Source organism: Spirosoma sp. KNUC1025 (assembly GCF_045160025.1).
Taxonomy (GTDB): Bacteria; Bacteroidota; Bacteroidia; order Cytophagales; family Spirosomataceae; genus Spirosoma.
The window spans coordinates 1,605,468-1,620,328 of record NZ_CP087139.1 but is presented as its reverse complement, the minus strand read 5'-3'; the positions used below and the strand labels follow the sequence as shown (position 1 = coordinate 1,620,328).

The following is a 14,861-nucleotide window of genomic DNA, read 5'->3' as shown; positions in this document are numbered from 1 at the left end:
GCCTTGCTTACCTTCCTGGCTTGATCAATACGTATTACCGCAGTTTTTGCCAGATCATATCGGCAATGTATTGCATGCCTACGTCGTTGGGATGGGCTGCTACGCCCGGATTCTTGTATTCACTGGCGAAGCACTTGGCCTGACCAACCATACTGCCCAGATCAACCAGCGTATGCCCTTTTTCGGGGACTATTTTCCGAACGATCGCATCGTAGTTCGGTTTGTACCAGACACTAGTTGTACAAACGATCCGAACGGGCTGACCATAGTTGGCCAATTTATCGAGCAGCAACCGAAATTGCCCTTCCAGATTACGGCTTGCGGCTTGGTTATCGTCCATGTTTTCGCCAATCCGAACGATAATCAGGTCCGGTTTAACATCCTGTAGAACGGCATTGAATTCATCAACTGAGTAATCCGGTTTGCCAAATTGCTGTTCGAAATTCCCACCCGATTGCAGTTTAACCGTCAGGGCGGGGTATAGACTCTGTAAATTAGCGGTTAACAAATGGACGAAATCTTTGTCGGGTGCCGAAGCAGCCATGCCGTTGAAGTTATACCAACCCAGATCAGGCGCGGGTGCATGGCTCATAATGCTGTTGCCAATAATCAGCATGCGCTTGAAATAAAGATTGAACGAAGCCGACCGACTGCCAGAATGTTTTGTACCGGCCCGAATGCGTGTCAGAATTTTACCTCCCGTCGTTAATGTAAATTTTGAGCCGGATTGCCAGCTTGCTCCATCATCGAGAGAATACTCAATAACGGCCTGAGGAGGTAATGAATCGGCGGCAAGCTGCACATCCGTACTCATATAAAACGTACCGCCATCGGGCGAAAAGCGGGGCGCTGGCACCCGCAACGTATCAGGCTCAGCCGGTTGGGCGGGAGCCGACGTTGTTGACGAAGCTGGTGTGGCGGTTGGACAGGGACAATTCTTCGCGGAGTCAGACTGGGGAGTCGGCGTTGGCGGAGCGGGCGCGGGCGGCAAACCAAACTGAGACGGATAATTACTAGTACAACTATAAATACCTGATACAAAAAACAGAACAGCAAATACGTAGCTGACCGTTTTTTTATAAGTGCCCAGGTAAGACTTTCGTTGAATAAACATAAATCAGAACTGTGGTATTAATCCGTCAATAGATTACAATGTATGAATGAATGAAACAAATAACCCGATTCACTTAAATTAAAAAATAGTTGATCGCACCCGTTTTAGAATTGGCCGATAGCGGGCATTTTTTCGCCAGTAGCCTCCTTATTCATGGTTCATCATCGCCCTGCCGGGCACAATGAGAAGCCCTCCGTTTAAACATTATAAGTAAGCAAGCGTGTAACTTTGCTGGACAAAAAAGTAATTTTGCGTACCATCCCTTGTAAATATGCTGTTTAGCTCAGGAATTTTCTTATTCCTTTACTTACCATTCTTTTTACTTGTTTATTACTTATTACCCAAATACTGGCATAATGCATTTTTGTTTGCGGCCAGTCTGTTTTTTTATGCCTGGGGAGAAGGTCCTGTTGTTTTAGTTTTACTGCTGTCCACGTTTATTAATTACGTAGCGGGCCAACTTATCGAGCGGGGCCAACGCCGGGCCGGTTTGTGGGTATCTCTGGTGGGTAGTTTATCACTGTTGTTCTATTACAAATACGCCAATTTTCTGGTTGATTCGATCAGAGGTCTCGCCAGCGTTTTTGGCCTATCCGTTGCCGATCATCTAACCCTACCTTACATTGCCCTCCCCATCGGCATTAGTTTTTATACCTTTCAGGGAATTTCCTATACACTGGATATATACTGGGGCCGGATTCGGGCTAACCGCCGGTTTCTGGATTACGGTACGTACGTAGCCATGTTTCCGCATCAGATAGCGGGCCCCATTGTCCGCTACGCCGACATTGCTCCTGAACTCACAGAACGCGCCACCACCATCGAGAAATTTAGCATCGGGGTCGAACGGTTTATTATTGGATTAGCGAAAAAGGTGTTACTAGCCAACACATTTGCCAGTCTGGCCGATAGTATTTTCAACACGCCGTCAGACAGTTATCCGGCCGCAACCGCCTGGCTGGGCATTATTGCGTATTCGCTTCAGATTTATTTCGACTTTTCCGGCTATTCGGACATGGCCATTGGTCTCGGAAAAATGATCGGATTCGATTTCAAAGAGAACTTCAATTACCCATACATTGCCCGTTCCATTCAGGATTTCTGGCGACGGTGGCACATCTCCCTGTCGAGCTGGTTTCGCGACTATGTGTACATACCCCTTGGCGGTAACCGGGGCAATAAATTTCGTACGTATCGTAACCTGCTGATTGTCTTTTTTGTAACAGGCTTATGGCATGGCGCTAGTTGGAATTTCATTATCTGGGGTTTATATCACGGCTTGTTTCTGCTCATCGAGCGGGCGGGCCTGGGCAAACGGCTGGAAAAAATCTGGCCGTTTTTCGCTCATGCGTATGCGCTGCTCGTCGTACTTATTGGCTGGGTGTTTTTCCGAATCGAAAATCTTTCTGAAGCCATTACGTACCTGACGAAGATGGCGGGCTTTTCAACCCCTGTCACCTCAGGCGTCATGTACGCACCAGCGCATTTTTTAAACGCTGAAGTGGTGGCCTCGCTCCTGATCGGTATTGTGCTGGCCACCCCTGTTTACGCCCATTTCCAACGAGGGTGGGAGCGGTTGATGGCCCGATTGGTATCGGTACGTTTCCTGCTCGATTCTGTGTATGTGGCTGGTTTATTTAGCCTGTTTGTCTTATCGGTTATGTACCTGGCTGCCGATACATACAATCCGTTTATCTACTTTCGGTTCTAACGTTACTAATCCCACCTATGGAAGTGAAAGACAGCTATTCACAACAGAAAGCTCCGCAAAAAAATAGTCGGACTCAGAGCCGGTTCAAAACGAAAATGCTGGCCTGGGGATTTGCGGTATTACTGGCTCTACCCACGCTGGATCAATGGCTCGGGCTTTCGTCTGGGTTTGCAAGTACAGAAAAGCGAATTCTGACACCTTTCCCTACTTTCCAATACCCGCACATTCAGACCTTTATTGCTCAATTCAATCAGTATTATAAAGAGAATTTCGGCTGGCGGAACGCGCTCTTTTACCAGTACAGCCAGTGGAAATACCACGTTTTGCATACATCGCCTTTACCCGAGAAGGTAGTTGTGGGCAAAAATGGCTGGTTCTATCCGGGCAACAGCATGAACCAGATTCTGGATCGCCATCAGGGACTACCAATCAATCCAGATACGCTGGCGGCTGTAGCCCAGCGCCTGACGAACTACCAGCAACAACTGGCAGCTCAGGGTACTAAACTTTATATATTGATAGCGCCCGATTCATACACCGTTTACCCCGAAAACTTACCCGATCACCTGCAAACGAAAGACAGTCAGGCCAACTTCAATCGAATCAGGGATTTTTTACGTAGCCATACAACGGTTCCGGTAGTGGATGTACGGAATGCGCTGACGGCGGCCAAAGTCAATCATGTTGTGTATTGCCAGACCGATACGCACTGGAATTTTTACGGCTCACTAATTGCTACGTTAACGCTGGTCGATCAGATTCGGCAGGATTTTCCGCAGATCCCCAAGCCCCGCCTGGCAGACTATCAGGTACAGGCGCTGAAAGGGTACGGCGGAGACCTGACCACAATGCTGGCTATGAATCAGGAACTTACCGATTCCATTCAATATAAAATTACGCTGCCGGATTACCTGCGCGTTCGGCAGACCGAATCAACAAAGCCGCGGGAAACGGATCTTCCGTCTGAACGATTTGTCAGCTTATCCACCAACCTACCCAAGCTGCTTTTGCTGGGTGATTCATTCAGCTATTGGATGAACCAGTTTGTACCGGGCTATTTTCGGGAATCGTACCTTGTACGTAATCATCAGCTAGACATGAACTTAGCCAGAGCCGAACGGCCTGATATCGTTGTCATTGAGATTGTTGAACGTAACATCGATTTTTTAGGCAGACCCAAATTATAAACCATAAAAAAACGCCAGACAGTTTCGACTGTCCGGCGTTTTTATTACCTGAAAAAAGACGTATTACCGGGCTACTTCAATATTTACCCGACGGCCTTTGATTGTATTGCCTTCCATAGCGTCGACAACACGATTCGCTACGTCTTTCGGTACGTCGACATACGTGAACTTATCGAAGATGTCGATGCTGCCGATGCTGTTGCCCGGAATGTTGGCTTCGCCTGCAATAGCGCCGACAATGTCGCCAGGCCGAACGTAGTCACGACGGCCGATGCTTACCATCAAACGGGTCATGTTGGCTTCACGCTCACGGGGTACACGCTTATCGTCGCGCTCGAAGTAACCATTACGGCCACCACCTTCGCGCGGACCAGCAGCCCGGTCGTTACGGTCAAACCGGGGGCGATCACCATAACCACCCCGATCAGGGCCATCGTTACGTCCGAAACGTGAACCGCCCCGGTCGTTACGATCTGATGCGTCGTTACGGCCAAACCGGCTACGATCATCGCGTTCACCGAAGCGAGAGCCGCCCCGACGTTCATCCCGACCAGCGCCTTCACCACGACCACGCTCGCTAAAGCGATCACGGCGATCTGACCCCTCGCGACGACGATCATCTTCAAGGCCCAGGTTCTGATCTGCAAACTCGTTTTTCTCGATACCCATGCTACGTTTTACCAGAGCCGCTACGACCTGTTCGGTCGAGAAGCCTGCATGGTGCAACTGGGTCAGTAAATCGTCGTACAGGTTCAGGTCTTTACTTTCCTGAATCGTTTGCTGTAGTTGCTCGATAAAACGAGCCTTACGAATGCCAACGATATCTTCGAAGGATGGAATTACCCCTTTTTCAACCCGTACTTTCGTATAGTTCTGGATTTCGCGGAACCGGAATTTCTCATCCCGACCGACCATTGAGAACGCCCGGCCTGATTTACCAGCCCGGCCCGTCCGGCCGATACGGTGGACATAATACTCTTCGTCGAGCGGGATGTCGAAGTTGATAACAGCATCAACATCGTCAACGTCGATACCCCAAGCCGCTACGTCCGTAGCAACCAGAATGCTGGTCGTACCGGCGCGAAACTTGCTCATTACATTATTCCGTTGCGCCTGACGCAGATCGCCGTGCAGACCTTCGGCCTGATAACCACGAATTTGCAGATCTTCAACGATTTCATCCACTTTACGCTTCGTATTACAGAAGACGAGTAGCAGTTTCAGATCGTACATATCAATCAGGCGGCACATCACCTCAACTTTCGCTTTCGGTTTCACCTCAAAATACACCTGCTCGATGTTGGTGTTGGTCAATTCTTTTTTGACAACTTTCACCAGCACAGGGTCTTGCAGGAATTTCTGCGTGATCTGCATGATGGGTTTCGACATCGTTGCCGAGAACAGAATCGTCTGCCGCTCTTCGGGCATATCAGCCAGAATGTTCTCGATATCTTCGCGGAAACCCATATCCAGCATCTCATCAGCTTCATCAAGAATCATCATCTTGACGTGGTCGAGTTTCAGCGTGTTCCGTTCCATATGGTCCATTACACGGCCGGGCGTACCAATTACGATATGCACACCACTCTTCAGCGACCGGATTTGCCGCTCAATGGAATCGCCACCGTAGATCGCTTCAATACGAACACCCCGCTTATGTTTAGCCAGTTTCCGAATTTCGTCGGCAACCTGCAGCGCCAGTTCACGCGTTGGGCAAAGAACAAGCGTCTGAACCGAACGATCCTGAATATCAACCAGTTCGAGCGCCGGGATTCCAAAAGCAGCGGTTTTACCCGTACCTGTCTGAGCCTGACCGATTACGTCGCGACCAGCCAGAATCGGCGGAATGGCTTCGGCCTGAATGGGTGATGGGCTCACAAAGCCCATATCGGTTACAGCCTGCAGCAGTTCATCAGAAATGCCTAAGCTGGAGAATAAAATCTGGTTCGGGTCGGTTTTTGGTGTAGCAGGCTGCTCATCGGCAGGTACTTTTTCGAGGGGTGTATTTTCTACTTCGATGAGTTCATCGACAACCTGCAGGACTTCCGTATTGGCCACAGGCGCTTCCATATCGTTTGCGTCTACTACAGCCAGATCTGTGTCCAGAACGTCTTCCTGAACATCCGTTTTTGTTTTTTTCGTTTTCATTAACTTGGAAATAAATGTTTATAAACCTCCAAGCGAAGACGAGTGTGTGCCGGTGAACGGCGCGATACTGCGAGAATTGCCCAACGAACGAAGCTGCCCCAACGACCCAACAAGGACCCCATATTCCCCCAACCCTTTTCAAAGGGGAAAGACAACAACCAGTAGCCAACGAAGCAATCCTATTGCTCATCAGCGGTACCGGTACGACCGATTGACGATTAGCCCACGCGCAAGTGCTTCACTCATGAAGCGTCCACACAGAAAACCCATCCTGTACATCCGTACCTGGCTCTGTCAGACCTAACTCAGCGTATAAAAAGGAGAGAAACAGAGACGCGACGGATGTCGCTTGTAAAATCTGGTGCAAAACTAAGAATAAATTCCCGAAAAAGCAAGTGTATGCTTATTAATATTGGATTAATCGTAGAGAAGGCGATTTAGCTACAGTTGTACAGATGTCTGTTATAAGGCCAACGCCCTACTAGCTGTAGCACTAATTCTGGAGTGAATTCTCAATTCCGTACCGTATTGCTGCTTCAAGCACAGCAATGTTTATGTCTTTTAGCGTTTTGAACCGAATGCAATACCCGGTCACTTTGGCCTTGCCAAGTTTTTCGCCGTAGGTCTGGGCTAAATACGCCTTATCAGTTAAACCAAGAATATAGACAGAGATGCCGGTTGTGTTTGCGCTCAAACCGATTTGAAAAAACTCTTTCGTATTGCCATTCGCATAGTTTATTGTCTGAAGTCCATAGCCAATAGTAGGATTGCTGACCGGCTTATTTTCGCTGTTTTTACCGTCGTCGAACCACAATTTACTGTCTGGCGTCACTTGACGTATGCGTTCATGCAACTCCTGCATGTCACTACGTTTGGGCTCAGGCTGGCTGGAAATGTAGTTTGCAATTTGTTCCTGTACGTTCATATAAACTAGTGAAACAAAGACTGCTTTTTTCCCGAAGTGATTTGGTGATGTAATTGTGTAAATACCTAAAAAATCACTCTTTTGTACTGACCTATTGAATGCATAAATCCACTTCTGCTTTTATTGACAAACAGGTCACCATTGAGCAGCCAAAGAATAAAATTTCGATAGACAAATGTTCCAAGTTGACTGGCAGCTTAAATACTACAGGGGACGTACAGGGCTTTATTCAGATTGGAAAATAGAATTCCGTCTGCCCGAACCAATGCTGATTGAAAATATTTTGATGAAGTTAACAATTAATGCCTAACGATGTTTGCCCGGCCCAAACTAATTTGCTGAAGCTAATTCGTCAAGACCCACTCGCATAAAAACCCATGTTGTGTGTTGTTTTATTTTAAAGTCCGATTGGAAATATGCCATCCGGCAAATGGCTTTACAGTTGCACAATTTGGTCCATTGTCTTTGCCTGTGCCAGGAACCTTTGCCTCCAGAACCTTAGTGCTATTAGTTGAAAGTTCTTTGATAGTCTTTAAATCAATCCCAGTTAAAGGGATTTTTAGCCTTCGACTCCAAACTGTGTCTTTTTGTCCTGCACATGTTCCAATATCTATATAAATGAAACGTTGAGTGGGCGGGCCTTGAACAAATACGCCAAGAAAGTTTGGGGGTCCATCTTCACTAAGCTTGACAATAATAGGGAACTCAAACTCCAAATTTTTATCGCTGGATCGTTGTATTTGAATTGTTTCATATTTACTGCCACTACCTTTTTGTAATCCGAAGTCGACTCCGCTAGGCGGATTTTCTAAAATAATTTTTAGCGTTAGTTCTTGATTCATGAATGTATAGAATTCAATAATTAAAGTGTTTGAACAAATGGCACACAACGGTATGGGGCTTTGCGTTCAGGCGGCAAATCAAGCACAAGGGCCAAGTTCAATCAAACAGTTTATCCTCAGGGCTTATATTAAAACTGTCGACAATATTTAAATTGTTTACTGTTACCAAATGTTTATTGTCGAAAGCAAGGATAGAAAAATTTAAGTCCTCTAAATTTATTAAGCACCAGCTTTTGTCATCTGGAAAAAAATATGCACTTGCGTCATAAAAAGTATCATCCATAAATTTCAGAAATTCTTCATCAGTTACGTTGTAAGTAACGTCTTTAGCAACTGGAAGCAAAAAATTAACGATTGTCCAACGCCAATAGTCCTCAACAAAAAGATTTAAAGTGTCATTGCTTAAAGATTTAATGATGCGTTCTAAAGTAATTTTCGTGCTTGGGAAGAGTGTGGTCAAGCCTCTTGAGCTGTAGTCAAATTTATAAATTATATTCCTATCATAGTGTATTTTGAATTTCTTTGAAATTTCTTTGAATGTTGTACGTGTATAAATATCGTCTTTAATATCATCCAATACATTGAAGGTTCGCCAAATTTCAATATTCTTGTTTGTCTGTTCAATTGTATCTGGTGGAAATATAATTTCAGTAAAGGGAAAGTTGTCAATAATCCCTGGTGTCCAAAGAATAGCTAAATAATTATCAAAGTTATACGGGAAGAAATTTTTTAAAAGCAAAGGACGTGAAGCAGTATTCCAATCAATGTGGTCAGTCAACCACTTTTTTAATTCTAGATTGTCGGAGTGTGTCATTTTTTGGTTGCCTCATTGTTTTCACACATCGTTTTTTGAATAGAAATTATGCGGTAAGCCGTCTCCGTTATTAAAATACTTTTGTCGCTGGTTGCAAGTCTCAACCCAGCCCCAAGTTGCGATCAGGCTACCGGCCTGCCGATTTTGCAAACTTTTCTGCCAGCTTTTCTCTTACTGACACGTAGTGAGTGATTCGCTGTGAACAGCAAAAGGAAATCTGACTGATGAATCCATCATTTGGCAAATACATAATTCTGATCGGGGCTACCATTGTGCTGGTTGGTCTGATCATCTACTTCTTCGGCGATAAACTGAGCTGGCTGGGTCGGTTGCCGGGCGATATACGTATTGAGGGTAAAAACGGGGGCGGGTTTTATTTCCCCATCGTCACCTGCATTGTGGTCAGCGTTATCCTGAATCTGATTATTGTTTTGGTCCGCCGTTTTTTCTGACCTTCGCACTGGTCGATTTATCGGGCTGATTCTGAGCGTCTTCGCTATACGTCAATTTGTTCAGATAGAACACTTCGCGCTGATTCGTGTAGTTTTTCGAAGGCGCTATTTTCTGGAAACCAAACGCCAGAAAATGCTGGCCATACCAGGCCATCAGGTTGTCCTGCGATGAAAAGGTTACTTTCTCGTTTTCGGTGTTGGTTTTCAACTTGATCTTTTCCGTCTCCTTCAGGATTTTGCTTCCCTGAATAACTTCGGTCGTAATTTCTCCGTCGTTTGGGTAGGCCAGTACCATCCGGTCGCCCTGTTGCGAAACCTGCACCATTTCCGTCAGGTCTTTACTGAGCAACTCTTTTATCGGGAAGCAGTTGTCCCACAGTAGTTGCCCCTGTTTATTGAAGCCGCAGATGAATGCGTGCGTATACCGATACCCTTCGTAACGGTCACTGCTGCGCATATAGCCGCCATAGACAATGTTGCTGCCTCTGTATTGCGGATAATACACCTCGGCTACAAGTGTCAGTCCCTCTGGCGTAGGCTGCAAATCATGGACCAGCAACCGGTAGTGAAACTTGTAATCTTTTCCTTCTTCCTTCTTTTTCATAGCCCGCGCCAACAGCTTTTGCTGCCGATTTGGCTTCAGGTAATTGAAGAAGTTCTGGAGTTGCGAAAATTCAATAAACTGAATGGCCGTCGACGCCGAATCGGCAGCGGCACTGCCTGAACCACCGTGCTTGATGCGTGTTACGTAGATTCCCTGCGAGTAGGGCGTGCAGTCTGTTGAATAATTACCAACCAGTAAGGACTCTGACTCGTTGACAGGCAGCAACTTCCCCGAAATCAGGCTATTGGGTACACCGTCAAAATCCAGCGTACGCAGCAGTTTGCAATCGTAGTTGTAGGTTCGAAGCGAAAACTTGCAGTGCCGCTTGAGGGTATGCACCAGTACGTTTACTTCCCGATGCGCTTCGTCAACTTCCAGGCCGCTGATTTCCATACGGTTGACGTACATGCCCGGGAGAACTTTAGTCGAATGATCGAAGAAAGAGAACGCCATGACAACCGGACGACCATGCCGGTATCCGCCTACGTACGCCTGACTACCCATCACTTTGAACTGCTGGACATCAAATTGGTCAATCAGATTGCCTTCGAACGTTTCAATCACCCCATCGTCGAGATGCAGGCGAAGAAATTGAAACACGCCGGTATCGTAATCGCGAAAGAGGTGATACGTGTACAGGTCCGTATCATAAGTCATGATCGAGCGAAATCGGGTATCCTGTTTAAATTCAGCTTTCCAGAGCAATTTGAGATCAATGTTGTACCGCTGAAAATCGAAGGTTGGTGGCGTATAATCGTATGAACTTCCCCGTCGTATGGTTACCAGTACACCCCGTTCGGCCAGGGGCGTTACGTCAAATGTTTCGGCCTCATTCCGGTCAGATGGAATCTCCAGCCGCATCGAATGAGCCAGCTGTGCCCAGGCCGGACGTAGCGTAGCGCCCGCAGTTAGCAGGCAGAGTAGAGCCAGAACGCGAAGCATAGACGTATTTGTTGGATATAGAACCAATTTATAAACTATAGAGCACAAATACTATTAATCCACTATACTACTCCATAACTCGCTAGACCTGCCAACGTTTTTTTAAATAATCTTTCATGAATACATTGATGTCCCACTGACTGGCAACGGGCTGCTGCGTGAAGGGCAATGTCGGCAGATAACCGGCCGGGCCGAACTCGCAGGTGATCGTCAACGTAGCGGCATTGGCCCTTTGCTGCCGCGCCCGAATAGCGTCCCACCATTTGGCGTGAGTTTCGAGCGCATCTTTCCACTCAGGCGCGCGGGGGTCATTCACCTGTGGTCCTTCGGGATGCCCTACCCGACAATGAATATGATCACTGACGGCAATGGCCCGGTTGACATTCTCAGCCTGATCACTCAGATACGATTCCGCTACGTTGACCCAGTGCGAATAGTCGGCCGTTAGCCGCAGCTCAGGCTGTTTAAGCAGATAGTACTGTATGGCGGGCGCGCTGTAGGAAAAGCGGCCGCGGTGGGTTTCGTGCAAAATCCGAACCCCCGTTTGTTTCTGCACATTCAGGGCAATCTGAATCAGTTCAGCATTTTGCTCGAACGTAAAATAGTCATGGCCCGTATGCGCATTGATAAACACAGGTTTATACGAAGCAATGTTGAGCAGATCATCCTGGTATTTTTTTCGGTGCTCCACAAAATTGCTGCCTTCACCAAAGGCCATCAGAATCAGCTCAAGGCCATGATCGTGCATGACCTGAACGGCTTCATTCCGTTTGTCGGGGCCAGCAGCAATTTCCATTCCATCATAACCGGCGGCTTTTACGCGTTTGGCGGCTTCGGTATACGACAGGCTTTCCATACCCCACATCGGGCAGAAGAAGAGTGTTTTCAAGAGGTCTTACGGTTTAGTTTATGCACTCAAAGTTGGCAGAAAAATGATTCTGGAAAAATAGGAGCTGTGGCTGGCAGAACTACCTAAAGCAGTATGTTAATTTATTTTTAATCTTCATTACCTTGATAAAATTTCAATAAAAATGAAGTGAATTTTACCACCCTTAACAAACTACAATTATGAGGCCTCTTTACTTTTCTCCGCCATTTCCACGAAAATGGCATGTACTTCTCTGCACCTTAATAGCCGTTACGGGGTTGGCTGCCCAGGGAAAAAAACCTTTATCAGCAACCACAAAAAAAGCCTATTCGGAAACGGACAAACCAGCGGCTGAAGTAACCATAAGCGGACGCGTCACCGATGCCACCACGAATGAAGCCCTGGCTGGCTGTAGCGTTCTGTTGAAAGGCACTCAGAAAGGTACAACTACTGATGCTAACGGTGATTACCGGATTGCCGTACCCGATGGCAAGGCAGTACTGGTATTCGGATTTATTGGCTTTGTCTCGCAGGAAGTGCCGGTGGGCAACCAGACAACAATCAACGTAGCGCTTAAGTCATCAGCCTCCGAACTGGCTCAGGTGGTGGTCATAGGATACGGAAGTGCTTCGAAGAAAGACATGACTGGCTCCGTGAAGTCGATTAAAAGCACGGATTTTAACAAAGGCATTATCAACTCGCCCGAACAACTGTTGCAGGGTAAGGTGGCAGGCGTCAATGTTACGTCGGCCAGTGGCGAACCCGGTGGAACCCAAAACATTACCATTCGCGGGCCGGGGGGCGTGCGCACAGGGAGTACTCCGCTGTTTGTACTTGATGGCATCGCCCTCGACAATTCCAGTACGGGTGGCGCAACCAACCCGCTGAATTTTCTGAACCCACAGGATATCGAATCCATCGACGTATTGAAAGACGCATCGGCTACGGCTATTTATGGGTCGCGGGGCGCCAACGGGGTCGTGCTGATTACGACTAAAAAAGGAAAAGCCGGATTCTCAACAGTCAACATTTCTTCCAGTTTGGGTATATCCAACATAGCCCGCCCCCTGGCGGTGTTTTCGGCAGATGAATACCGGCGGCAGGTACCGGCAGTAGGCGGTGTCCTAGAAGATTTTAAGGCATCGACCGATTGGCAAAAAGAAATAACCCGGACAGCTTATACCTGGAATCATAACCTGTCTTTCGGTGGAGGTGCCGACAAGCTGACGTACTATGGCTCTTTGGGCGTTCAGAATCAGGAAGGTATTCTCAAAAATAGCCGAATGAACCGTTACACGGGGCGTATCAATCTGTCGCAGAAACTGCTTGACGACCGGCTCACGATTGACGTCAATCTGACAGCCTCCTATACGTTCAACCAGCGGCCACCTATCGAAACCATATTAGGAAGCGCAATTTCGGCCAATCCAACGTTGGCTGCCTACGACGAAAAAGGAGAGCCGTTCAAATACCAGAGCGGCACCAATCCATTGATTACGTTGAATCTTGAAAAAGACATTACCACCATCAATCGGGTTGTCGGTAATATTTCGCCTTCATTTAAGATTACCAAAGATCTGGTGTATAAACTGAATCTGGGTGTGGATAACTCTGGTTCCGTGCGTGATCTACAGTCACTGCCAAGTGCAGTTCCGCAGCAGGATGGACGCCTTGAAACCATCTACGGCGTCAACCGGAACATCCTGGTGGAGAACTATTTTACCTACACCCTGGCCCGACAGAATCATAACCTGACAGCTTTGCTTGGCCACTCGTACCAGAAGTTTTTTGTTCAGGAACGGCGGTCCAGCATCAACAAATTTCCGATTTCGCCCATCGAACCCATCTATAACCCGGGTTTAGGGCAGGATCTGACGCTGGCTAACAACAAGCCCAGCGGCTATGCGCTGGAAAATGAACTGCAATCGTTTTTCTCACGCGTCAATTACCAGTATCGGGATAAATACCTGATGACGGCTACTGTGCGGGCCGATGGCTCGTCGAAGTTCGGGTCCAATAACAAATACGGTGTTTTCCCATCGTTCTCGGTAGGGTGGCGTCTTTCTGAAGAAGGCTTCCTGAAGTCGGGGCCGTTCAGCGACTTAAAACTTCGTGCAGGCTGGGGGCAGACGGGCAATCAGGAAATTCCGTCAAAAATTACGCAGGCGTTGTTTACCTCTCAGGTATCAGCAGCAACGAGCTATCCGTTGTCGCCTACGGGCCCTTATCCGGCCGGTACGTCTTACTCCCGTCTGGCAAACCCCGACATTCAGTGGGAAGTATCATCTCAAACGGATCTCGGCCTGGATTTTGGTCTGTTCAAAGGAGCCTTGTCTGGTTCAATTGATTATTTCCGGAAGGTCTCAAACAACATCTTGCTGGAAGTTATTCCGGCCGACCCCGTTCAGCCAGCCGGTACGTTCTGGACCAACGTACCCGACATGACCATCACGAACCAGGGGCTTGAAGTGGATCTAAGTTATCGGTACGCGAGTCTGAGTGGTTTTCGGTTCGATATTGGCGGGAACGTTACGTTCATTAACAACGAAGTCAGGAACTCGCCTTACACCGTCATTCCGTCTGGTTCGGCTTCCGGTTCCGGTCTGACATCGGCCACGATCAACGGATACATCAATGGGCAGCCAATCGGTACGTTCTTCCTCAAAAACTTTATCGGACTCGATGATAAAGGCATTAGCAAGTTTCAGGACGCTGATGGCGACGGCATTGTCACGGATAAAGATCGGATAGCTGCCGGAAGCGCTCTGCCAACGAAACAGTTCAACATCAATGGCAACGTAGCGTATAAGGGATTCGATCTGGCGATCAACTTCAACGGTGTCTCCGGCAACAAGTTGTACGACAACACGGCCAATGCCAATTTTTACAAACTACGGCTATCTAAAGGGCTGAACACAACGGCGGAAGCAATTCAGTATCCCAATGAATCCATCAACAACTCGGCACCCGTTTCGACTCGATATCTGAAAAATGGAGCCTTCTTCCGCCTGAATAACGTATCGCTCGGGTATAATCTTAACCCCAAAACCATCGGTATCAACAAGTGGATCACAGGTATCCGATTGTCGGCTACGGGGCAGAATCTGTGGGTGATCACTCAATACGATGGGTATGATCCTGAGGTAAACACCGACCGGACCATCAACGGAATTTCGTCATACGGCATCGACTACCTCAGCTATCCGAAAGCCAGAACGTTCGTTTTTGGCCTAAACCTTACTTTTTAATTGCAG

At 47.5% G+C, this 14,861-nt stretch carries 11 protein-coding genes; 4 read left to right on the top strand and 7 right to left on the bottom strand.

From position 1 onward, the window contains the following. Window positions 1-34 precede the first annotated feature (34 nt). On the bottom strand, window positions 35-1,114 hold the full coding sequence (locus tag LN737_RS07105; protein ID WP_405517461.1) for an SGNH/GDSL hydrolase family protein: 1,080 nt from the start codon (window positions 1,112-1,114) through the stop codon (window positions 35-37). Window positions 1,115-1,385: 271 nt separating this feature from the next. Here LN737_RS07105 and LN737_RS07100 point away from each other — a divergent pair, with 271 nt between their 5' ends. Next, the gene (locus LN737_RS07100) at window positions 1,386-2,825 is read left to right on the top strand and encodes an MBOAT family protein (protein ID WP_405517459.1); all 1,440 of its coding nucleotides are present in this window, start codon (window positions 1,386-1,388) and stop codon (window positions 2,823-2,825) included. A gap of 17 nt (window positions 2,826-2,842) precedes the next feature. Continuing rightward, window positions 2,843-4,012 (top strand): alginate O-acetyltransferase AlgX-related protein, encoded by a 1,170-nt coding sequence (locus LN737_RS07095; protein WP_405517457.1) that lies wholly within the window; start codon window positions 2,843-2,845, stop codon window positions 4,010-4,012. A gap of 63 nt (window positions 4,013-4,075) precedes the next feature. Here the strand turns inward: LN737_RS07095 and LN737_RS07090 are convergent, their stop codons facing one another. The 4 genes from LN737_RS07090 to LN737_RS07075 form a co-directional block, all read right to left on the bottom strand. Then, on the bottom strand, window positions 4,076-6,160 hold the full coding sequence (locus LN737_RS07090) for a DEAD/DEAH box helicase (protein ID WP_405517455.1): 2,085 nt from the start codon (window positions 6,158-6,160) through the stop codon (window positions 4,076-4,078). Window positions 6,161-6,653: 493 nt separating this feature from the next. Then, window positions 6,654-7,085: a DUF1801 domain-containing protein gene (locus tag LN737_RS07085; RefSeq protein ID WP_405517453.1), complete on the bottom strand. Its 432-nt coding sequence runs from the start codon at window positions 7,083-7,085 to the stop codon at window positions 6,654-6,656. Between the two features lie 392 nt (window positions 7,086-7,477). Further along, complete coding sequence (locus LN737_RS07080; protein ID WP_405517451.1) at window positions 7,478-7,927, bottom strand: DUF5990 family protein; 450 nt, start codon at window positions 7,925-7,927, stop codon at window positions 7,478-7,480. Between the two features lie 97 nt (window positions 7,928-8,024). Then, window positions 8,025-8,741 carry a hypothetical protein gene (locus LN737_RS07075; RefSeq protein WP_405517449.1) on the bottom strand — a complete coding sequence of 239 codons (717 nt, stop codon included), beginning with the start codon at window positions 8,739-8,741 and terminating at the stop codon, window positions 8,025-8,027. A gap of 224 nt (window positions 8,742-8,965) precedes the next feature. Here LN737_RS07075 and LN737_RS07070 point away from each other — a divergent pair, with 224 nt between their 5' ends. Beyond that, a complete protein-coding gene (locus LN737_RS07070) occupies window positions 8,966-9,193 on the top strand; it encodes a DUF2905 domain-containing protein (RefSeq protein WP_405517447.1) in 228 nt (75 codons plus the stop codon). Here the strand turns inward: LN737_RS07070 and LN737_RS07065 are convergent. Together LN737_RS07065 and LN737_RS07060 are read right to left on the bottom strand one after the other, a co-directional pair. Then, on the bottom strand, window positions 9,165-10,739 hold the full coding sequence (locus LN737_RS07065; protein ID WP_405517445.1) for a hypothetical protein: 1,575 nt from the start codon (window positions 10,737-10,739) through the stop codon (window positions 9,165-9,167). The two genes, LN737_RS07070 and LN737_RS07065, sit on opposite strands and share 29 nt — an antisense overlap. 82 nt (window positions 10,740-10,821) lie before the next feature. Further along, the gene (locus LN737_RS07060; protein WP_405517443.1) at window positions 10,822-11,628 is read right to left on the bottom strand and encodes a sugar phosphate isomerase/epimerase; all 807 of its coding nucleotides are present in this window, start codon (window positions 11,626-11,628) and stop codon (window positions 10,822-10,824) included. 179 nt (window positions 11,629-11,807) lie between these two features. On the opposite strand from LN737_RS07060, the gene LN737_RS07055 reads away from it, so the two are divergent. After that, window positions 11,808-14,855, top strand: a complete 3,048-nt coding sequence (locus LN737_RS07055; protein WP_405517441.1) for a TonB-dependent receptor — start codon at window positions 11,808-11,810, stop codon at window positions 14,853-14,855. The last annotated feature ends 6 nt before the right edge of the window (window positions 14,856-14,861 follow it).